The organism is Bacillus sp. URHA0034 (assembly GCF_056280405.1).
Map to the genome: position 1 here is coordinate 187,132 of NZ_JBWCDK010000001.1, position 22,548 is coordinate 209,679.

A 22,548-nucleotide genomic window follows, 5' to 3' on the forward strand; every position below is an offset into this window, starting at 1 on the left:
TAATGATGGGCCATTTTAGGGGATCTTGGCAAACGGGTATTTGCATACTTAGCAATCCTAATTAAAAAGAAGACTGATTATAGTTTGATTACCTACAATTACTTATATTGTAAGCAATCCGGCTGGGTTCAATTATATGTATTGTAAAAGTTTTAAGTGGTTCTAAAATTAGAGTTATCGTTTAGGGGGTTCCCACCTGATATCGTTTCTAAAGGGCCGATTTCAGGTGAGAAAGAATACTTTTTTGTATTTTATCTGAATTCCCCTGTTCTTTGATCTGGTTGATGAAGTCCAAATAAAGGATGGTCAACAAGTCCTCAATTGTTACATGCTCGTCGTTCAGATAAGGGGTGAGGTCATGTAAAAAAATCTCTCCCCTTAGTATTTCAGATTCTTTCATTTGAATCGTAATGTATGCTTTCTTCTCTTTTTCGGACTCCTCCTCGATGACCTCTTCTTCAATGGATTCGAACGAAAAAACTCGTTCTGTCAATGCCTTCAACACTCGTTTTTCTACTTTCTTTTCTCCTAGATATCGTTCTTTTCCTGACAGCAGGAACCCTGCAACCTGCTTATTTATATTCCCTTTTTTGATTTGGGTAAGGAAATCCTTATAAAGCAGATGAATCAGGACAGCTAAATCAAATCCTCGAGGCACATCATCAAATACATCGAACATGTCATCAATAAACACTTCTCCTCTTATATAATCGTAGTAACCGGTGACAATGGTTAGGTACTTTCGGTTTCTTCCTAGAATATAGTCAAAAAAGCCTTTTGGGGAAGAGAGGCCTTGTAATTTTTTTTGAAGAAGATTCAATTTACTGTAGGATTTCTTCAAGAGAACCACCCTTTTCAATCCAATGCAAGACGCTTGCCATTATCATGAAGACTACCTTACGTTCTGATAATTGTTTTTGAATGGCCAGTCCATACGGACCACCAATCACTTTGTAACTATTTTCTTGCAGCATGGTATGCATATAGGTTTTGGTATCTTTATAATCCTGGACCCAGTCCACTATATCAATATGATTTAACCCAAAATGTAAGAGGGTAGTATTAAATGCGGTCTGAGTTAAAGGTTGTCCCTCTTTAGTTTGAATAAATCTTTCCATTTGCTTACAGAGGGTGCGCAATTTCATCTGCATGATAGGTGTTACAGGGAACTTGATATTGTGGCATTTATCCGAACGAGGCTGTCGTCTTTTCTTAGGGAAACTTTCTAAATCCTCTTTTTTTGAAATAATTTTTTTTGAATCACTGTTTTGAAACATTGGGTTTAAGCTCTCCACTTTCCTTCTCCCCCTCTTACTTTTTCAATCTAGCTCATGGTCACTTTTCCACTTTTCCATGTTTTATTAGATATATAGTGAGGGAAGGGGGATTATAGAACTCTTTTGTATATTTTTTTAGAATAAGGGAATACTGGTTACTACAAAATCCTAGAAAGGAAGGTTGAATATGACAAATAAAAAGAAGGATAAAAGTGTATCAAAGCAGTTAAAAAAAGCAGTCAAAGATGCAAAAAAAGCGGGTGTGAAACTGGTTAAGGTGGAAATTAGATAAAAGAATTCAAAGATGAGCTAAACACAGGGATATCATATTCTAAATTTATTGCCCTAATCTTTATTAATTATAGAGTTGGATTATAAGGTTAGATTCGAAGAGGTTGTTTAATAATTAAATAGATTAGTTTAGAAAACGTTGCCTTTCCTCCCCAGTTTTCCTGATTTATCTTCTTTCCCTTATTCCACATTTCCGGCTTTATTAGATATACTTTATTAGATATATAAGAAGGAGTTAAACCTTTGGCTCAAAACTGGATGTTTCAAGCGTCTATTATCTTGGTGTATGGTTAAAATGCCGTCATCATAGTACTTTCCATCATCTTATTAATTTAATGAACAAGAGTTTAGGCCTTTATTGAAAATGTAGAAATACGGAAAAATGTAAGCAGCTATTTTATTATTGTGAATCATTCTGTTGTTTTTTAAAATTAAAAGATCCGAGTACCTTGAATTGGAGATGTAAGCAGGATGTCCTAATCCGACAAACTGACGTCTTTCCATGAAAAGCAAAAAAATTTCCTATACATGATAGATTCACTGGCTCTAACAGTTTTTGGTAAAAACGGATATCTCAAAGATAAACTCAAAAGTTAGTGGATACAAGAACCAGAAATCATTAGTTATTATTATCACCATGATTTTCACTTGTTGCCCAGGTTACTTAGATTTTTATAAAGAAATCCGTTATTCGTAATACATATCTCGTTAATTGTCCGAAGTATACAAATTGTAAACATAAAAAAAGTCTGTAGAAATTCTGTGCTTAGAATAAGTGCAAAAGTTAAAGCCAATCTATTAGAGATTGTTATTATTTTTATTGTTAAATATGTAAATATTTTATATGTTAATATTATTGTTATTATTAATATATGTTTTATTGTCGTTATCGATTATGTTTTTTATATTGTTCTTATTTATATAACTTCCTTTAGATTAGTTTGACATCAAATTTCAATAATCCAAACCTCTAATTAAATTAAACGCGGTTAATTATGACGTTTTGCTTTGTTAGTTAAAATAGAAAAATGCTGCCGCGCCTCTATTTTCTTTAATACAAGTTCCTTAGTTTAATACCATTGGAACAATATTCCGAGTTTTTTCGCGACCTGTATTTCAGCTTAAAGTTTTGACTGTTTAATACTAGTCTAACACCTAAGTAGATGTCGTTAAGATGCCAAAGCAATAGTTATTCAATTAAAACTACCTAGTTTATAGAGATAAAAAAGCCTATTCATTTTCGCGGAGAGGTCTGGGGTCTGGCTATTTATTTCTATTAAAGTGATAGCTCCCCCTGAAAGAGAATTCGCTTGCTGGATACAATGTTCACTTTTGTACAAATATATGTCTTCAAAATCTTTAAGTGATTGCGCAAAGTAATTATGTCTGCCTAATTTTCTCCTAAACGGTAATGTATTGTAATGAAATTAAAAACTCCCCAGCAATGCTGGAGAGTTAACCACTTTACTCTTCTTTTTTGGATGAACAATGATCACAATCCATCAAATAACTTTCTGCTTGCTCTTGCATATGCTGCCCGCATTCAGGGCATTCCTTTTTTGGTAAATTGCGAAAAAATTCAACAGGGCTACCTAACATTTAAATCTCCTCCTTTATTAATACAGTTAATATTAATTACTCTTGTTGTAGTACAGTATAAACAAAAAGCAGAAAAATGTACAGACCTTTTTTCAATAAAGTCTGACAATTTTTAAAAATAAGATTTCTCAATTTTTATTTTCCGATGATAATTATTTTAGGTTATCCCCTTTTCCCCCTTCTACAGATAATTCTCTATCTGTAGAAAATGAGGTAAAACCTTTTTTATATTCTTGATATGTTCCTTTCCAGAATATAAATATCAGAGATAATCATCATCTTCACGATTGACAACAACAATATAATTATATTTATTGTCATTAATAACATATGTTTTATTGAATGTGGTAGGTCAATTCAGCAAGCTGAAAATAAATATGTTTTAATAAAATTAAAGTGTCCATCGTGACTGCTTCATTTAAATTGACAGCTTTGTTATTCTTAATATTGGAGTAATTGGTACCCAACTTTTAATAGAGGGCCATATTAAATAAATTGAATATAATTATTAAGGTAAGGATGAAGAACAGAATAAGATTGTATTGTTCGAAATTTTAAAGATGAAGATGTATTTAACCTTCAGCTTATTGGCTAAATTTATTATTGATAATTTCAAATGTTTTCCGCTAAGGATTTTTTTAACATAAAAGATCCTATGGAAAAATGTCAACATCTTATGAACTTATAAGATGTTCTTAACATATAAATCAACTTATAAATCGACATATACATTAATTTTAATTTCAAAGATAGTGACATTATATGTCTATATGGCACTAAGCATAGTAATCGATTCTTTGTTACGATGAGTAATCCTGGAAAATAAAATTTCCTGTACACAATGAATAGTTGATTGGTGATCCGAATTGGCTCAATACTATTTTCAAAGAGGTTGATGACCCACTAGTTTTCGTAATGAAGGTAAGACCAGAGTCAATTGAGTTCTAAGGTGGATAACAGGTTTGTGCAAACTAGTTATTACGGACATCGTAATGAAGCTAACAGTTTCCTAAGTTCAGTGGTCTTATTTTTATTGGATTCTATAGTTTATTGCATCAGTGAAATTATAAATGAAAAAACATGAGTTCAAGGAGAAAATAAAATTTAATGATTATTTAGTAGGATATAGTGGTTGGTGTTGAATCTAATGGATATTAAAGTGGATTCTACACTTGGAATGAATTAGTTAGCATGGAGCAGCGTTTAATTTAATTGTTTTGTTCGAAGCATCGCTTTTGGGAAAAATAATATATTTTAAAGAGGATTTAAACATATATGTTATCTTATATGAAATTTGTTAATTTTATCATGTGATACAACTGATTAACCTAAATAAGCATTTTAATCATTTTCTAAATCATTTGAGAGATGACATAAGTTAATACTTCATACGTTTATAGTAACGATAAGAAGTAAAGTTTTCCTCAAAACTCTCACTCTTCTAACAAATTTTCTATTCCCCTATTAATTAGTTTAAATTCTCCTCTTGATACATTTTCCTCCACTTCTACAGATAAGTCTGTATCAAATAGGTAAAATCTTTTATTTCTTCAGAGGTATCTTTCAAAAATGTTTAATCAAGAAATAAATATCATATTCATCATTAACAACAACAATATTTTATTATTATTGTTAATAATAACATACGTTTTAAAGTTAATATTAATATGGATAATAATAGATGTTTTATCTTTGTTTTTATTATTAAATATATCATTTTAATAATAAAAATATATAAATATATATGTTAGATGTGTTGTGTATCAGTTGTGACATCTTAAATTTATTTCACTGTTTTAGTTAAACTTAATAAAGAAGTGGGAGTAATTAGTTCTAAACTAATTATAGAGTGCTGGAGAACAAAATTTAGGTTGATTTGCTCGGAAATTTGAAAAATGAATATGTAAATCAACTTAGAGATTATTTCTAAAGTAATATCTATAATTGATAATTTCTAATGATTTCGAAACGATTTTTTAACATAAAGATCATGTGATATAAATTCAATGGATCAATGAATGAAAATTGTGAAGAGGAAATTAAAGATAATGTAATCATATATTACAGCCTATAAGATAAAATATATGTTAATTTAAACTTTAAAAACGGTGGTTTCATATGTTTAGACCTTTCTAATCATAGTAATTGATTCGTTGTTGCGATTTCTAATGTAGGAAATATTAGTTTGCATGTGTACAGATGAAATGGTTGGATGATCCCAATTTGATTTTTATTAATATGAGAGTTGATAAACTACTAGTTTAGTAAGGATAGTTAGTAGCAAAGGCGTTAATGAAGTTCAATAGTTGGATAACAGGTTGTTCAAATAGATTAAAATAGAGTTTGTAATAAATATGGTAGGAGAAATTGAGAATCCAGTGGTTGATCAGACATTTTTATATAGATTTAAGTGAAATTTACATATGGAACAAATTGATTGCGGGAGCAGCGTTCCATTTAAACAAATATTACTTACCGTAGTTCACCCCTTTTTCTCTGCTCGGTGCAATTTTATAAACATATATGTAAGTACCATTCCATTGAGGCTGATTTAAAAAACTTCCTACTTTTTTCTACGTATTGTTACTTTGCGGAATGGTGATTTAAGAAATACTTATCATATTCATTATTGATAACAACAATATTATTTTTAATGTTTATAATAACATATGATTTAAAGTTAACAATAAAATTGATAATAAGTAATAGTTCTTCTTTATTTTTATTATTAAAAGCTATATCAATTGTCAGAAATAAAAATACATATGTTTTATGAGTCTTGTATCAATCGAGCATCTATATAATTATTTGATTGCTTAATAATGAAGTAAGAATCATAAGTTACCAAACTACTTATTGAGCAATGGGTAAAAATCTTGTGATAAAATTTATGAAAACTTTGAAGAAGATTAAAAACAATATAAACATATATAACAACATATATGTTTATATTAAATTCAAAGACTATGATGTTATATGTTAAGAACTCTTTAAGCATAAATCGATTTGTTGTTGCGATTAGTAATAAAGGAAATAATAATTTGAATCTGTAAAAATCGAATGGGTTGTTGATGATTAGAAATTTATTTGGATAATATTAGTTTTAGTAAGGAAAGTTAGTATAAGTAACTGCGTTAATAGAGTTAAGTAGTTGGATAACAGGTTGTGAAACTATTTAAATCGGAGTTCGTAATAAATATGTTTAAGTAGGAGAAATGGAGAATCCATTGATTGTGTCAAGGCCGATTAAAACTTCCTCCAAATCGCCGATTTAAAATTCCCCAGAAGGACTTCTCAGTCCTTCTGCAGACTGTCGATAAATCCAGAAAATTATGGGTTTGCTGGCAGTCTTTTTGTATAATTGAGATATAGATAAGTATTTGAGGTGGATGAAATGCTAAGTAAGAATACACAGATAAATCGTGACCAATTAGAAATGATAGCTTTAGAACAACTTGTACCTCCAACCCATTTGGTACGCAAGTTAGAAGCTTCTATTGATTTTTCATTTATCTATCCACTGGTCCAAGAAATGTACTCCACTGAAAGAGGACGTCCAAGCATTGACCCTGTGATATTAATTAAAATGGCTTTCATCCAATATACCTTCGGTATTCGCTCTATGCGCAAAACTATTGAAGAAATTGAAACAAATATGGCTTATCGTTGGTTCTTAGGCTTTGGATTTTATGATAAAGTACCTCACTTTTCTACCTTCGGTAAAAATTACGAACGACGTTTTAAAGATACAGATTTATTTGAACAGATATTCTATCGGATTTTGAAGGAAGCCTCAGATAAGAATTTGATTAATAGCGAGCATATATTTATTGATTCAACACATGTTAAAGCAAGTGCAAATAAACATAAATTCGAGAAGAAATTAGTTAGAAAAGAAACGAAGGCATATGAAGCGAGACTTCAAGTAGAGATTAATAAAGATCGTGAAGAACATGATAAAAAACCATTTCCACCTGATAAATTTGAGAAAGAGGAATTTAAGGAAATAAAACAAAGTACTACTGATCCTGAGAGTGGTTATTACGTAAAAGACGAGCGTACGAAACAGTTCGCGTACTCATTCCATGCAGCCTCTGAGCGAAATGGTTTTGTATTAGGGGCAATTGTAACACCAGGGAACGTCCATGATAGTGTCATTTTCGAACCACTGTTGGAAAAGGTTATCGAGAAACAAGGGAAACCTTCTGCGGTTGCTGCTGATGCCGGATATAAAACACCTGCTATTGCCCAATACATATTTGAAAATGATATGACGCCAGCCTTACCTTATACTCGCCCTCGTACGAAAGAGGGTTACATGAAAAAATATGAATATGTTTATGATGAATACTATGATTGTTATATCTGTCCGCAAGGACAAGTATTAAAATATGCAACTACGACGAAAGAAGGATATCGTCAATACTTCTCTAATCCGATTAAATGTGAAAAATGTCCATTGCTTTCAAAATGTACACAAAGTAAAGAACATAAAAAACTCATTCAGCGTCATGTCTGGGAACACTATATAGAAGAAGCCGAATACCTTCGTTCTACACAAGAGAATAAAAGCATTTACGCAAGACGCAAAGAAACAATTGAACGTGTTTTTGCAGATGCTAAGGAAAAGCATGGTATGCGTTGGACAACCTTAAGAGGCCTAAAAAAATTGTCCATGCAGGCGATGCTTACTTTTGCTGCAATGAATTTAAAAAAGATGGCCACCTGGACATGGAAAAGTCCAGAAATGGCCTAATAATAGATATAGAATAGGTCTAACTTTTGCTCTTTCGAGCAAAAAAACAGTTAAAAGGCACCCGGATTAGATCTTCCGGATGCCTTTTGTCTACAATCTGCCAGAAGGACTTCTCAGTCCTTCTGTTTCCGTGTGTTCGTCTGCTTTTCCTTGAGTCTGTAACTGTCACCCTTCAAGTTAAAAATACGAGAGTGATGTAAGAGCCTGTCTAACATAGCTGTCGCGATAATCGGATCACCTAGCATTTCTCCCCATTCCCCAAATCCTTTATTAGACGTCATTATTATCGAGCCTCGTTCATACCTTCTTGAAATCACCTGGAACAGATAATGGGCACTTTGCGGTTCCAAGTTTAGATAACCAATCTCATCAATGATAAGAACTGAAGGTTTTACAAAAGATCTTATTTTTTGCTCTAATTTGTCCTGCTGTTCAGCTTTCCTTAACTGGGAAACCAGTTCGTTAAGTGTGATAAAGTAAGTCTTAAGACCTTTCGACACAGTTTCAATCCCTATAGCTACCGCAAGGTGGGTCTTTCCAATGCCTGGAGGTCCAAGGAAAATAAGATTTTCATTGTCATCCAAAAAGGAAAGATTTATTAATTCCTTTATCCTTCTTTCATCAATACCTAGCTGCTCTCTAAAATCAAAATCATCCATTGTTTTACGATAGGGAAATCTCGCGAACTTTAGCAGGGTTTTCATCATTCTTTCCTGTTTATCAATGATTTCCAGCTCTAAGAGGCTGAATAAAAACTGTGAATATGGTACATTATCTTTGGATGCTTGTTCGGCCAATTCGGACCATCGGTCCGCAATTACTGGCAAGTTCAACTTGTGGCTATACTCCTTTATTTGCTTTCTCATGAAGATTCTCCCTTGGTGAACTCTTCATAGATGGAAAGGGGACGTGTATCCACTTCTACGGAAACAGGCTGAGGGGCGCCAACCACGACAGTCTGTTTCTTTTTTATTTTTTCGGAGAATGGAATGACCTTTTTCCGTCTCTGTTGTGTACTTATTTCCTCACCCTGATAAAAAATCCTAATGGTGCCCGTCAGCGATTCTTTTAACAGTATCTCTTTACCCGAGTACTTTGAAGCAAGGAGCCAGCTTTCGCCTTTGTATGAAAAACTCCCGTCCCAATGCACCTTTCTAAAGGAAATATAACTTGTATCATATTCTTTCTTGTCTTGGATTGGTTGAAGTTTTTCCTCTGTCCATCTCTCCTGAGGCGAATAGCCAGTTGTTTCGTTCTTTTTCCGGTTACCAACTGAATCAAGCCATCTTAGAAGAAGCTGGTTCAATTCCTCAAGACTCTCAAATTTTGTACCAACATAAAAATGGTTCATGATATATTGGATCGCCCGTTCGACTTTGCCTTTTGTCTGTGCCCTATAAGGCCGGCATACCTTTGGGATGAAGCCATAATAAGAGGCGAATTCGGAGAACCTCTTGTTCCACTTAACGATTCCCTGGTCCCGTCCATCCGTGACAGTCCTCATATTGTCAAACAGGATGGTAGAGGGTACACCGCCTAAATATTTAAAGCTGTTGATTAGGCATTGCATCACATGTTCCTGATCTTGGGAGAGGGTAAACTCAGCGTGCTTCATTCTGGAATAGCCTAAGATGGCAACAAACATGGATAGTTTAACCCGTTCCCCGTTCAGGATGACTTCCCCGACTTCTTTCCAGTCCACCTGCATCTGTTCACCCGGAAGGGTTTCATACCTGACAGTGTATTTCTTTTTTGCCTGTTCTCGATAAGGCTGCATATATACTTTTAAAATCGTTTTTCCACCTTGATAACCAAGTGTCTTGATCTCTATTAAGAGTTTTTCAGCATTAAATACCTAGTCCTCTAACATCCTCTTGTTAATATAATCCTTAAATCCATCTAGCTTACTGCTTCTGTTCCTTTTTCTCGGAGCAGGTATGGTATCTGAGTTTATGTATTTCTTAACTGTCTTCCGGTCCATCTTTAGCTCTCTTGCGATGTCCGAGATACTCATGCCCCTTTTGTGCATTTCCTTAATCATGAAAAATTCCCCTCTTGTCTTCACGAACCATAGCTCCTCTCATAAACTATGGTTCTATTTTAGTTGGGGAATTTTATTCCGGCTATATTGGGGATTTTAACATCTACTTTAACAGATTGATCTAGCATTTATATTAAGTTGAATTTACAGCAGGAATGAATTGTTTTCAGGAACAGTGTTCCATTTAAATAAATATTACGTACCATAGTTCCCCCCTTTTTCTTTGCTTGGTTCAATTTTATTAACTTATCTGTAGGTATCAATTCATTAAGACTATTCTAAATAACTTTCCTACATTTTTGGTAGTAAGTTACTTTGCGGAAAAATAATTTATGGAATACTTATTATTTTCATCATTGATAACAACAAGGTTTTTATTGTTAATAATAACATATATATTAAAACTAATATTAATATGGATAATAAAAAATATTACCTCAATATTTTTATGATTAAAAGATAGACATCTGTCAAAAATAACACATATTTTATATGTGTTATGAATCAATTGTGACAACTATATTTTATATGACTTTTTAAGTTTTACTTAAATTAGTTACATAACTCTTTATTGAGCATTGGGTGTACAAAAATGAAAATGTAAATCAATTTAAAGCTTATTTGCAAAAGTAACATTTATTTTTGATAATGGCTAATGCTTTTCGAAATAAATTTTAACATAAAGATCTTGTGGTAAAATTTCAATTTATAAGGTGAATGAAAACTTTGAGGAAAAATTAAAGATAATATTGATATATATAACAACTTATAAGTCAACATATATTTATATAATAACTTCAAAAACCATAGGGTTATATGTTAATAACTCTCTAAGCATAGTATCGATTTGTTGATATGATTAATAATAAGGCAACTGAAAATTAGAAATGTAAAAAATGGATAGGTTGTTGATGATTAAAAATTGATTTAGTTAATATCGAAGAATAAATAAATTTGCAGCGGAATTAAGAATAATATAATGGTTCTTATATGATAACATATATGTTATGTTTAACATTGAAGACAATAGCTTCATATAATTATAACTATCTAATCATAGTAATTGATTCATTGTTGCGATTAGAAATAAAGGAAATATTTGATTACGCCTGTACAGAACGAATGGTTTTTGGATAATCGGAAATGGAAAATGTTATTTTAGAGAAGGTTGATGAGCAACTAGTTTTCCTAAGGAAAGGTAGTACTTAGCAAAGGAGTTAATGAAGTTAGTTCAATAGTTGGATAACAGGTTGTTTAAATTGATTAAAATAGAGTTTGTAATAAATATGGTAGGAGAAATTGAGAATCCAGTGGTTGATTTGACATTTTTATATAGAATTAAGTGAAATTTACACCTTGAATGAATTGTTTGCCGTGAATGGCGTTCCATTTAAACAATTTACCATAATCATGCTGGTGGAAAAATAATAAATTTTAAGTTGATTTTAAAAAATATTTTAATAGAAGTTATTATTCCTCAAAGCTCTGAACTCTTCTCACAATTTAATTTTCCCTTGTTAATCAGTTTAAATTCACTCCTTAATCAATTTTATCAACTTACTAAGTAATTATGTATTAATTCGAACTTAGATAAAAACCTTCCTGCTTTTTGCTTAGTAGGTTACTCTCCGGAATCTAAATCTTTGGATACATTTTTAAATACGCAGTTATTAAACATCGAGAGATATTACATTCTTTCGAGATCTTATCGGAATAAAATGAGGCATTAAATATTTAACTAACTGACTAATCGCAGTAGGAAATATTTACAATAATATTATTAATATATAATCCAACATATATATTAAAATACATATATATTTTATGAATTAACGGAAAGAAGTGTTGTTTAATCAAGAATAAGCAACTGAATTATTCACATGAAATAGGTTAGCTGCATACATTTTTCTTATTTACTCTTTTTTTGCTTCATTCTTTTAATTATTTTGATATCCTAAGATTCTCATCTTTTATTAACACTTTGTGAATTCTTGCATTGGCTTACTTATCTATATGGTAAAAATTAAAAAATATTTTATTAATATGTCAGTTTATCAAAAAATACCGCTGTTAAAACAAACACTAAAGACTTCAGTCATAAAAAAAATAATGATTTTATATTTTTTATCTATTGTTGTTAATGTTAACATATATATTATGGTTATTATTAATAATGATTTTTTTCATATTATTATACAGTAATCGTGTAAATGTAAATATGTTACTTTTTAGCCTCTATGAATATTGAACATTGTTCCGGAATATATGAAAGTATGATGTATATTGGCATTAGGTTAATCGTTCAAACAAAAATCATATTCTGATATGAAGGGGGAAATGCATAAGAGGAAACAGAAAAATACAAGCAAGTACGAATGTTGTAAATGGACGGAGAAGAGAGAATGATGTCCTGTGATTAATGTTCCTTAATTGCAATGTGGGAGAGTATTGGCAAGCTATCAGTCTAGTATTACTCCAAAGTAAAAGCAGTGGCAGTAGCAATAGGGGGTGTTACTCAAATATAAGTCCAGGATTATGCCAAAAATAAGCTGTCAAAGTTCTACAGGATTTGTAGCATCATCATTTGATCATTTATTCTTGAATTATTTTAGAATACGGCAAGTTACGGTTAAGAGTTAATTTGACTAATCACAACCGGTGATTTTCATTGCTTTCTGTGATATGAAGGCTACAATCTTATCGACGATAATAACATTAATATATAATTCAACATATATATTAAAATACAATTATATGTTCAGTCCATTCAAGATTATTATGGTAAGGATTTTCTTTAATCGAACAAAAAACAACTGAATTATTTACATTGGAACATTAGCTGCATACATTTTCCTTATGTACTATTATCCTGCTTCATTTTATTAGGTGTTTTGTAAACACAATAATTTTCTTCTTTTCACTTGAATGGTTACATTAGGTATTGGTTTAGATGAAAACGATCTTCATGAATAAATTTAGAATAGGTTTAGGCTTTAAATACAATTTATTTACCTCCATTTTATATCTTCCTTATTTATATTTTTCCCAATCTATTAAACTTTTATACATAAAATTCATGAAATATTTAATTGAAAATTACTGTTTTTTATATGTTTATAGACAACCCAAGTCTGAATGTTATAATGCTACGAGTAAGCTACTTTAATGTATTTTATTGAAACGACATATGTAGGACACGATTGTTTAAAGACTTAAATTAAAATAAATCACCCCTGTAGAATTAACACTATAGATTTAGACAATACGGAATTTTATTAAATTTTAATCTCCAACTATTTTACCTTTTATTTAAATTTTTTAACTACTAATCTCTCCAAAGCAATCATTGTTATTGTTTATAATAATAAAATAATTGTATACTTTATTATTATTGTTATTATCAACATATAATACATTATCAATTACTAGAGCCTTTTTATTGTTAAAGTCAAAATATATAAATCGGTTAATATTCTTCTTTCCAAATTTTCAACTCACTTTGACTGAAAGAATGCTAGGGATCCATATGAATTGTTATGTTGTTTAAATTACCTCTTCGTTATTGATAACAAAAATCAACAAATTCAAAATATAATTGTTTTTTGTTGTTTCTGATATTAGTGATATTAACGATATTAACGATATTTACGATAAAAATGAAATTAGCATTGTTTCTAGTATCAGTGATAATAACATCAATAATGATATTGTCTAAGTTATCATATATATATTATTATTATCACCCTAGGTTATTTTAAATTGTCGATATTACATATGACTAAACTTTGCATTTATATAGAAGTATGTGCTTTCGCCATTTTATATAAATACACAAGCACGCTACTTCTATCTCATCATAATGTTTGGGGCTTCATTTTTAGAAAATTAAATTTTAGTAAGAGTAAAATATACCTCTAATTGAAACTACTGGAGACTTTTTTGGTACAGTTTTTAAAATTTATAGGAGAATATGGTAGTGATTTCAAATTAAAAAAGCTAGGCCTATTAATTTAGGTCTAGCTTTTTATTATTATTATGTGAAATATTAGCATCGAGAGTAAAAGTCTCCGAGGAACGAATCACCTTTTTAAACCTGTGTTTGGTTAAATACAAACTAATGGTTTAAAAAGTTATTTTTTTTCAATAACTCCGTAGTCTTCTAACAATTTTCTTATACCCATGTTAATTAGTTTTGACTTATCCCCTTTTTCTCCCCTTGATGCAATTTTGTCTACTTCTACAGCTAAGTCAGGATCCATATAAAAAGAGGTAAAAACTTTCTTATTTTTTTTCTTTGTAGGTTTTTTACCTGTAGCTAATTCACGAAAATAGTCATCATCTTCATCATCAACAATAATTTTATTGTTAATTTTGTTGTCGGTTTTATCATATGTTTTTTCTTCGTTATTATTTATATCTTCAACAACATTTTTATTTTCAACTTCTTTATTTACAACATTATTAAGATTATCATCATTATTAATGACATCAGTATTGTTTCCTTCATCTTCTTTATTATCATATGAATTAAAGAACGCTTGGGTGGCATTCGGCTTTTTAATTCGATCTTTGAGGTTGTTTTTTGCTGACACGCTCTTTCAACTCCTTTACAAAGGGAATGTAATATTCTAGGGCATTTTTTAATTCTGAATTTCCTTCAAACCCTTCAATAGCTAATCGTCTAGTGGACGCTTTTCTTTTTATGATAGTATCGAATCTTAAGATAGGGTAATCTTCATCAACAGCTTCTACCATTACTTCATTTTCTTTTGCTCTAGCATCAATTAAAGAGAAAAGGATCCCAGCTGTTTCAAGCTGTGGGTTATAGCGATCTTTTGCCCCTTCAATTATTTCCAAAAATTTTGGAATAGCATAATAAGCAAACATAGATCCATCAAACATTACAACTGCGTAACTACCAGCTTCTGAGTATGTACTAAGAGGCATTACAGTTTGTTCTGATAGTGCCGGCGGTGTATCGATAATGATCCAATCATAGTCTTCCATTACTGGTTCCAATGCTTTTTGCAAAGCATCTAATTTAAGCTGTTTTTCAAACATCTTTCTAGGTAAAGTGGCAAGGAAGTCATTCGCTGGGATTAAGTCGAGATTTTCTTTGATTTTTATGATATAAGACCTTGCATCGCCTTCTAATATTGCCTCAAGAATAGTTTTTTCTTCAAACACGTTGCATATGTCATATTCTCCGGTTAAGAAACTAGTTAAATTTCCTTGTCCGTCCATATCAATGGCCAATACCTTTTCATCATTACTTAATAGAAAAGATGTGATCCCGCTGCTAGTAGACTTGGAGCAGCCACCTTTACTGATTCCGAAGGTTATTATTTTCGCAGTCAACATTTACACCTCTATTTATATTTTTTTTGTAGTATATGAAATCATATATATTAGTTTATCATTATTGTACAGATATACAAAGATTCTATTTTCAACAATATATTTTATGTTATTACATTATTTGATAATACATTTAAAACATATATCAATATATATATTAAAATATGGATTTTTAAAACTTTTATTTTATTGTCCTTTAAACAATTCCCCCTGACAAACAAGGTATTATTCCTATTTTCAAGAACTGTTTAAGGAAGATGGCGTGAAACAATCTTTAGTTATGTCAGTAATGATGTTAGTAAATCGTTCAGAAAAATCATTGATAAAAGCCATATATTATGGAAATGTATACAAAACATATAGCATTGTATATGTTGAAAAATACAATGATAAATTAATTGTAAACAACAATATTATCATTGTATATTCTTTTTATAGATTTAATATCAACGTTAACCAAATAGTTAAAACATATGATTATATATATATCATTAAAACATTATAGAATACATTTTCATTAATAATTTTAACAGAGTCACAAGTGCCAAGTATATTTAGAGATGTAAGAGTAACCTCTTTAGACTAATCCTCAACATATTTTTTATTTAGAACTTGAGGTACCATTATTCCTATTGAAAAATTCGAAAGAAATTAGAATATATGTCTTTATATATGTTAAATTATATTTTAAATCATAAGATATTATTAATATTAGTTCGGAAATTAAATTATAAGTTAGTGTAAACATTAATGATAAAAGAGAAATCAACAAATATTAAAAGGTATATTTTAAGTTATATGTCTAGATATACATTACAACATACATCAATTTTATCTTTAACAATAAATTTAAAAGGTAAAATTCATTTCTTCTATACAATAGATTACCGAAAGCTATAAAAGATTTACTTATTTAAAAAAGCAAAACATAATATATAGATAAAAATAATTTAATGTTGAAATTGAAATATATGACAACATATATTTTTTTGATGACAGTCTTATAATGTCATTTATTACACAGGTAATCTGGATAAAGGACTATTTTTGGTTTCTTTTCTCGTGAATGTGCTAAAAATCTACTTCGGCAGCAACAAGTTAGTTAAACGGAAAATAGAGAAATTTTGTATTTTTAAACCAAATGGTTAAATAGATTAATAACTATATTTTTAGTATAGTTCTGGTTATATCAACGACGGTCCATTTTCAAAATATAATTATAACTCGGTTTTAATCCATTGACTAAGGACATTAGACGAAAAAACCAATAAATGTAGGATTTGAATTCCGACTGAGGGGACAAACTGATTTTTAACTAGATTGGATGAAATGGGTATTCTCAATAAATAGGGCTATATTTTGATGGAAAATTTTGTTGAATTGAGATATTAACCAATATAGTGACAAATATAAAATTAGAGCATTTAAAGACGATCATTTTTTATTACCTTAATAAATAATTATTTGAGCCAGTCTGTTTTGTTTATGAAAGACAGTAAAAAAAACTATACAAATCTCAACCTATATCGAAGACAGGCTAAAGTAGAATCTAGGAATGTTGGAGCAGGAATCGAATTGGTCTCAAATGTGATGAGTTAGAGAGAACCAAAGAAGTAACATATCACACTGGAAATGCTAAAAGAAAAAAAGGAGTTTATGTGTTGAATTTGAAATATTAACATATGTAGATAATGTATTTAATATATATATCAACATAGATGTTAATAATGAAATATCGTTTAATTTCATTGACTATATCAACAGATAATTCTTATCTTTTTTCTCTGTAATATGATTTTGGTAATTCGTCATGGTTTTGATAACAAATACACTTCTATTACAGATGATTATGCGTCATAGTAGGGGAGATAAATTAAAACACTAATGAAATCCCGTTAGAGTTTTTAATTTAGGGAGGGTTTTTTTTGATTCCCAAATCGCTAATTAATGAATTACAATCTGAAGGTTTGGAAAAGTCACCTTAAGGTGACAAAAGGCAATAATGGAGTTTGATGTCATAAAGAAATAGAAATATGCAGGGAGAAAAAAACGATTGTTAAAAAGTATTGATACCATATGACTAAAGTCTGTTAAAGCCCAACTACCATAGTTGGGCTTTTTTACCATTTTCAATTCGAAAGACTCATTTTTAATTAGGTACTATCAGAATCTACCGAAAATAGAATATTTTGGGTAGAATATCAGTAGAACAGATGCTCGTAATATATAACACATCATATAAGGGAGTGAAGAGGAAAGAAACACTATGTATGAGATTCAATCAAACAAATACCACGTAAGTTATTTGCAATATCATATTACATTTTTTACAAATAATTAAATGGGTGCTAGAGAATGATGAAATAGACTTTATAAAGTCCTATTTGAGAAACGTCTCTACTAGACATGAATTTAAAATCGTGGAAATGAAGATTCAGGGGTGCAGCGTTAAACTAGTTATCAAATGCAAAACCATTCATTACATACCCAATCTTATGAAAGGCTTGAAAGGTGGATCAGCAGGGTCTTTATACAGAGTAGCCGGAAACAAAAATAAAAAAAGGGCGAAAGTCTGTGTATCAAAAGTATTTTATCTCAACGGATAATCAGCAACTTGATAATTTGATCAGAATTATAAGGAAACAAAATACTGTAGTTAGTTGATTTGAATTTGCTGAGAGGAGATTATCTTGTGAGAAACGATTCTATCGAAAGATCGGTAAATGATTCAATGCTAACTATCGCTGATTACATCTTGCAAATGATTGAACATACTAAAAAGCAAAATGAGATAAATAGGAAAGGGTACTTTGGTAGTGCTAATTTGCATGAGGATATTCTTTCTTTATCGAATGAGGAGAGGGAAGAAGTGGAATATGATCTATACTACGCATTAATTAAAGAACATCAACCGGATCTATTTGTAGTAAAAGGTAACCCAGTAGAAACCTTCCCTGTCAATAAGGATAAAAGTTCTTTTCAGGTCTTTTATAATAATGGTCAATTTTATGGGGTTTATGAACAAAAGCTCAAAGAAGCACACAAGGTAACCAAAGTTTTTGATTCTAAAGAGGAATTGCTTATGAATACGTTCGGAACCTCCAAATTCGAAAAGTTCCGAGGTCATACATTCTTTCTTTCAACAGAGGGGAAAACATTCTCTCTACATGATAATAAGCAATTTCGACTCAATTTAGAAAAACCTTTTAAACCCCTAGAATTCTATGAAACTATTGAACAAGGTAGATCCTTTGTTGTTAAGGACGAACTGATGAACGATGTGAAAATTAGGAAACAGGCTCTTCGTAAAACATTAAAGGAATATGATATCCCTTCGGAACTTATAGGGAAGACAGTTACGATAAATAGTATTTGTAAAGATAAAGGAGGAGTAAAGATTTACTTTAAAGAGACTGAAAAAGAAAGAGAAATCATTTTACCAGATCTTTCTGAAAAATGTATGGAAAGATTAAGGGGCAATCCCAGAATGAAAACGACATTTGATGAACTTATTATGGATAGTTGTTCTATTAGAGAAGTTTATCATGCCTTTTATGATATTGAGATAAATAAAGAGCTTCAAACTAGACAGCATGACTTTGAAATACTGTCAAATACAGAGGGGTCCTACATTGGGAAGTTAAATGGAAATGGAGTGGTAAAGAAATTATCACCCTACTTCCCTGAAGAGGAGGCAGAAGAACAATTAAAAATTTTAAATCTACATATTCAATTAGAAAAACAGAAAGAAAGATACGAGAATAATGAAGTTGAGTATATTAACGAAATTGAATTGTAGTGAGAAAAACTGAAAGGGGAAGAGTAAAAGTGAAAATGCTCAAAAAATTACAACCCATCCTGTTGTTTGCTACCATCGTGTTATGTCTTTATGCGATTCCAGAGCATGCATTTGCAGCTGGCGAGATTGAGGCAAAAGTGAAGGAAGGACTAAAACAAATCCAAGCATTCTTAACCGGAATTGTGGTCATAGTAGGAATCTGTGTAGGTGTCTGGATCATCATTAAAAAGTTGCCAGGGGTAGATGATCCTCATACGAAAAATGAAATGTTCCGAGGGGTAGGAATGGCACTTGCAGGAGTAGGGCTAGCATCCGCGCTTGTATGGATTGTTCCCTGGGTGTATGGGTTATTCGCTTAAATAGAGAGGATTTTTATGACTACAAAAGAAGATGTAAAAGCAGCACTAAAAGAATTATTTGGAAACGAAGATTATCGAAAGGGGAAAACATTTGTTTTCCCTGATAATGTTGATCGTGCATATAACATTGTGAAGGGTTTATCAATATCAAATTTTTTAAAATTTATTTTGCCAGCCGTTGTAGCTGCGGCAGTTATCCTTCTTATCCCACCATACTCATTGGGCTTTATGATGGTCAAAATGTTCTTTGTCGCACTGTTGCTATTAGGCTCCTTTATTTTTGCAGTTTTACGCCCCGTTACATCTCGTCCAAATATAACTTACAGTAACTATTTGAAACTCATTTTGAATTACTACAGTAGACAGAAGTTGTTCTTTATGAAACCGAATAAAAGGGATGAATTCCATGATTAACAATAAAAAGAAAATAGAAAGAACAAAGTTTGATTTTGAAGTGGAAACCCTTGTAAATAAGGGGCAAAGAACGATTCAAGATCTAAGTGTGATAGAAGGTATATATAAGGATTATATACTTTTGAAAAATGGATATTTGACTTCCATTCTGCAAGTGAGTGGAATCAATATGGATTTATTAGCTGAGTATGAACAGAATCGCTTATTTGAAGACTATGGATCCTTTTTAATGAGCCAAGTCCATGATCAAATGCAAATCGTTTCAATGACTGTACCTGTGGATTTAAGAACGTACAACTTAGGTTGGAAAAAACGGTATCTTCAAGAACTTGAAAATAAAGAGAGTGCAGTTAATGAATACAAGCGTAAATTAATCGCCTCATATATAGATCACTTCCAAGGGATCAGGGTAAAAGACGAAATGTCGACGAAACAACACTTTATTGTCATAAGGGAGAAAATGAATAAACGTACTTTTCAGGATTTAGAACGTGCGGAGAGTATCTTAACAAAAAAGGTGGAGGAAATATCAAACTCTTTACAATCTACTTTTGAGACCTACGATGTAGCAATTAGAAAATTATCAGAGAAAGAAACGTTAACTCTGCTCTACCGTTACTTTGATTTTGAAATGTCGAAACTTTATGTTTAGCATCCCTGGAAGGAGAAAATCATGCCATTTTCTTTAGGAACATTTTTTCCATCACGAAACAGTGAAAATAAACAAGTAGAACAACTTCAATATTCTCCAGACCTTCTGCAAGGGGTTTTAGAGACAGAGGAACTTAATGCTATCTATCCTTTTGTTTGGAAGGAAAATAAGAGTTACATAGAAAGTGGAGGGAACTTCATTAAAGTGCTGGCCGTTGTTTCTTATCCCAAAGAGCAAAAAGGAAACTGGCTATCTGACTTGAAACGCTTGAAAGGAAACATTTCTTTTATCCAATATTTAGAGCCTGCTAACTCTGAAGGGATGATTAGTTATTACAATGATTCTATTAAAAATAAGGATGCTGAACTGTTAAAAACAAGAGATCCAGCAACACGTATTAGGTTACAATCAGAACTTGATAGTGCCAGATACCAACTCAATCAGGTGTTAACCAACCGTTCCAACTTTATGTATCTATACACGTACATTTTTATTCAAGCGATGACCTTAGAAGATTTGAAGACCTTAGAGGACAATGTCCAGAGGATTTGCACAAAATTAAGAATGAAAGCTTTAAACCCTCATTATGCTGCGCCAATGGCTTTTTGGTCAGCGTTACCCTTAGGAGATAATCTATTAAAAGATTATACCTATCAGATGTGTAACAGTGAAACTGCCTCTTCTTTTTTTCCATTTGATGATTCGGAAATTTGTTACCTTTCCCCAATGGCTCAGGTGGAAGGCATTAATAAGACAACCAATTCCTTAGTAGCCATTGATTATTTAGATACGCAGCGTACATTAAACCAAAATATGGTCGTTATTGGAACGTCCGGTGTTGGTAAATCAACGTTTATGGTTCAGAAGATTCTTCGGTGCTTCGCAATGGGCATCAAAGTGTATATTATTGATCCGGAAAACGAGTATTCCCATATCGTGAAAAGTCTCGGTGGAGAAGTAGTACACCTAAGCAGTAATAGTGGGACAAAGATCAATCCTTTGGAGATATTTTCATCTGAAATCACAGACACCGAGGATTTTAATACAGATACAGAATTTGTCAGAGACATAGTGAAACAGAAGGTTCAACGTCTTAAAGCGTTTTTTAAGGTGTTAAAAGCCGATTTAACACAGGTTGAATCTAGTATTTTAGATAAGACACTAACCCATCTATATAATCGCTTTTCAATTAATGAAGAGATTGATTTTAAAAATCTGAAAGCTACTGACTATCCCATTCTTCAAGATTTTTACCAGGACTTAGGAAAGTTAAAGGAAAATGATATCGAACGGTATGAAAAGATCCAAGATTTTTATTTTATATTAGAAAGTTATGTTCATGGTTCAAACTCATTATTTAATGGTCACACGAACGTGAATATCAATAATTCCTTATTCTCCTTTAATTTAAAATCACTTCAAAATGAAGTAGATGTACAGGCGGCTTGTTACTTTAATATTTTCGGTTTCCTATGGGACGAAGTAACAAAAACAAAAGATGAGTTGATTTATCTGTTTATCGATGAATTTCACTTCTTATCAAAAAATCCTGATTCTATGAGATTTTTCTATCAAGCGTATAAACGATTTAGGAAATATAATGCTGGAGCGATTGCAGGTACACAACAAATTATCGATGTTCTCGATACCGCTGATAACCTGGGGGCAGCTATGATTGAAAACAGTCATACAAAAGTATTTTTTGGTCTAGACAATAAAGGGGTAGACGATGTAGTGAAAAAAATTAATCTATCTTTTTCTGATGAAGAGATTTCCTTATTACGTGCAAAAAAACAAGGAGAAGCGTTAATTACATATGGATCTCAACGTGCCTTTATCAGGGTGGAGCTTACACAAGAAGAACTTCGTCTTTGGAATAAAAAAAGATATCATGAAAAGTATGGGTTGGATCCTGACGAAATCCCAGACTATGAAGCTAGGAACGAAATGACTCCGATTGAAAAAGAGGAAGTACGAAATTTTGTTCTGTAAAGGAAGGACA

General features: G+C 31.2%; 13 protein-coding genes and 1 pseudogene. 7 read left to right on the forward strand and 7 right to left on the reverse strand.

Annotated elements, in window-relative coordinates; genetic code table 11:
- Window positions 1-208 precede the first annotated feature (208 nt).
- From ACZ9EE_RS01090 to yhfH, 3 genes are all read right to left on the reverse strand, one after another.
- Entirely contained in the window at window positions 209-841 is a 633-nt protein-coding gene (locus tag ACZ9EE_RS01090) for a hypothetical protein (protein ID WP_476024832.1), read from the reverse strand.
- Window positions 822-1,277 carry a hypothetical protein gene (locus ACZ9EE_RS01095; RefSeq protein ID WP_476024833.1) on the reverse strand — a complete coding sequence of 152 codons (456 nt, stop codon included), beginning with the start codon at window positions 1,275-1,277 and terminating at the stop codon, window positions 822-824. The genes ACZ9EE_RS01090 and ACZ9EE_RS01095 overlap by 20 nt, the downstream gene beginning before the upstream one ends.
- Window positions 1,278-3,032: 1,755 nt before the next feature.
- Entirely contained in the window at window positions 3,033-3,167 is a 135-nt protein-coding gene (yhfH, locus tag ACZ9EE_RS01100) for a protein YhfH (protein ID WP_215041785.1), read from the reverse strand.
- A 3,394-nt stretch (window positions 3,168-6,561) separates the two neighbouring features.
- On the opposite strand from yhfH, the gene ACZ9EE_RS01105 reads away from it, so the two are divergent.
- Window positions 6,562-7,923 (forward strand): IS1182 family transposase, encoded by a 1,362-nt coding sequence (locus ACZ9EE_RS01105; protein ID WP_476024834.1) that lies wholly within the window; start codon window positions 6,562-6,564, stop codon window positions 7,921-7,923.
- 113 nt (window positions 7,924-8,036) lie between these two features.
- Here ACZ9EE_RS01105 and istB read toward each other — a convergent pair whose 3' ends face one another.
- From istB to ACZ9EE_RS01125, 4 genes and pseudogenes are all read right to left on the reverse strand, one after another.
- On the reverse strand, window positions 8,037-8,789 hold the full coding sequence (gene istB / locus ACZ9EE_RS01110; protein WP_476024835.1) for an IS21-like element helper ATPase IstB: 753 nt from the start codon (window positions 8,787-8,789) through the stop codon (window positions 8,037-8,039).
- Window positions 8,786-9,988: pseudogene (istA, locus tag ACZ9EE_RS01115) on the reverse strand (IS21 family transposase). The gene istB and the pseudogene istA overlap by 4 nt, the downstream one beginning before the upstream one ends.
- Before the next feature lie 4,106 nt (window positions 9,989-14,094).
- Window positions 14,095-14,556 (reverse strand): hypothetical protein, encoded by a 462-nt coding sequence (locus ACZ9EE_RS01120; protein WP_476024836.1) that lies wholly within the window; start codon window positions 14,554-14,556, stop codon window positions 14,095-14,097.
- Window positions 14,522-15,325 (reverse strand): ParA family protein, encoded by an 804-nt coding sequence (locus ACZ9EE_RS01125; RefSeq protein WP_476024837.1) that lies wholly within the window; start codon window positions 15,323-15,325, stop codon window positions 14,522-14,524. The genes ACZ9EE_RS01120 and ACZ9EE_RS01125 overlap by 35 nt, the downstream gene beginning before the upstream one ends.
- Window positions 15,326-17,667: 2,342 nt before the next feature.
- On the opposite strand from ACZ9EE_RS01125, the gene ACZ9EE_RS01130 reads away from it, so the two are divergent.
- The 6 genes from ACZ9EE_RS01130 to ACZ9EE_RS01155 all read left to right on the forward strand — a co-directional run bounded on the left by ACZ9EE_RS01130 (window position 17,668) and on the right by ACZ9EE_RS01155 (window position 22,538).
- Complete coding sequence (locus ACZ9EE_RS01130; protein WP_476024838.1) at window positions 17,668-17,928, forward strand: transposase; 261 nt, start codon at window positions 17,668-17,670, stop codon at window positions 17,926-17,928.
- Window positions 17,929-18,014: 86 nt separating this feature from the next.
- A complete protein-coding gene (locus ACZ9EE_RS01135) occupies window positions 18,015-19,121 on the forward strand; it encodes a hypothetical protein (RefSeq protein ID WP_476024839.1) in 1,107 nt (368 codons plus the stop codon).
- 35 nt (window positions 19,122-19,156) lie between these two features.
- The gene (locus ACZ9EE_RS01140) at window positions 19,157-19,480 is read left to right on the forward strand and encodes a CagC family type IV secretion system protein (protein WP_476025048.1); all 324 of its coding nucleotides are present in this window, start codon (window positions 19,157-19,159) and stop codon (window positions 19,478-19,480) included.
- Between the two features lie 15 nt (window positions 19,481-19,495).
- Window positions 19,496-19,894, forward strand: a complete 399-nt coding sequence (locus tag ACZ9EE_RS01145; protein WP_476024840.1) for a hypothetical protein — start codon at window positions 19,496-19,498, stop codon at window positions 19,892-19,894.
- Window positions 19,887-20,546 (forward strand): TrsD/TraD family conjugative transfer protein, encoded by a 660-nt coding sequence (gene trsD / locus ACZ9EE_RS01150; protein ID WP_476024841.1) that lies wholly within the window; start codon window positions 19,887-19,889, stop codon window positions 20,544-20,546. Before ACZ9EE_RS01145 ends, trsD begins: the two co-directional genes overlap by 8 nt.
- Window positions 20,547-20,567: 21 nt before the next feature.
- A complete protein-coding gene (locus ACZ9EE_RS01155; RefSeq protein ID WP_476024842.1) occupies window positions 20,568-22,538 on the forward strand; it encodes a VirB4 family type IV secretion system protein in 1,971 nt (656 codons plus the stop codon).
- Window positions 22,539-22,548 lie beyond the last annotated feature (10 nt).

Excerpts from the sequence above, each read along its gene's own strand:
- ACZ9EE_RS01095 (WP_476024833.1), bottom strand. The coding sequence starts at position 1,277 with ATGTTTCAAAACAGTGATTCAAAAAAAATTATTTCAAAAAAAGAGGAT.
- yhfH (WP_215041785.1), bottom strand. The coding sequence starts at position 3,167 with ATGTTAGGTAGCCCTGTTGAATTTTTTCGCAATTTACCAAAAAAGGAA.
- ACZ9EE_RS01105 (WP_476024834.1), top strand. The coding sequence starts at position 6,562 with ATGCTAAGTAAGAATACACAGATAAATCGTGACCAATTAGAAATGATA.
- istB (WP_476024835.1), bottom strand. The coding sequence starts at position 8,789 with ATGAGAAAGCAAATAAAGGAGTATAGCCACAAGTTGAACTTGCCAGTA.
- ACZ9EE_RS01125 (WP_476024837.1), bottom strand. The coding sequence starts at position 15,325 with ATGTTGACTGCGAAAATAATAACCTTCGGAATCAGTAAAGGTGGCTGC.
- ACZ9EE_RS01140 (WP_476025048.1), top strand. The coding sequence starts at position 19,157 with ATGCTCAAAAAATTACAACCCATCCTGTTGTTTGCTACCATCGTGTTA.
- ACZ9EE_RS01145 (WP_476024840.1), top strand. The coding sequence starts at position 19,496 with ATGACTACAAAAGAAGATGTAAAAGCAGCACTAAAAGAATTATTTGGA.
- trsD (WP_476024841.1), top strand. The coding sequence starts at position 19,887 with ATGATTAACAATAAAAAGAAAATAGAAAGAACAAAGTTTGATTTTGAA.
- ACZ9EE_RS01155 (WP_476024842.1), top strand. The coding sequence starts at position 20,568 with ATGCCATTTTCTTTAGGAACATTTTTTCCATCACGAAACAGTGAAAAT.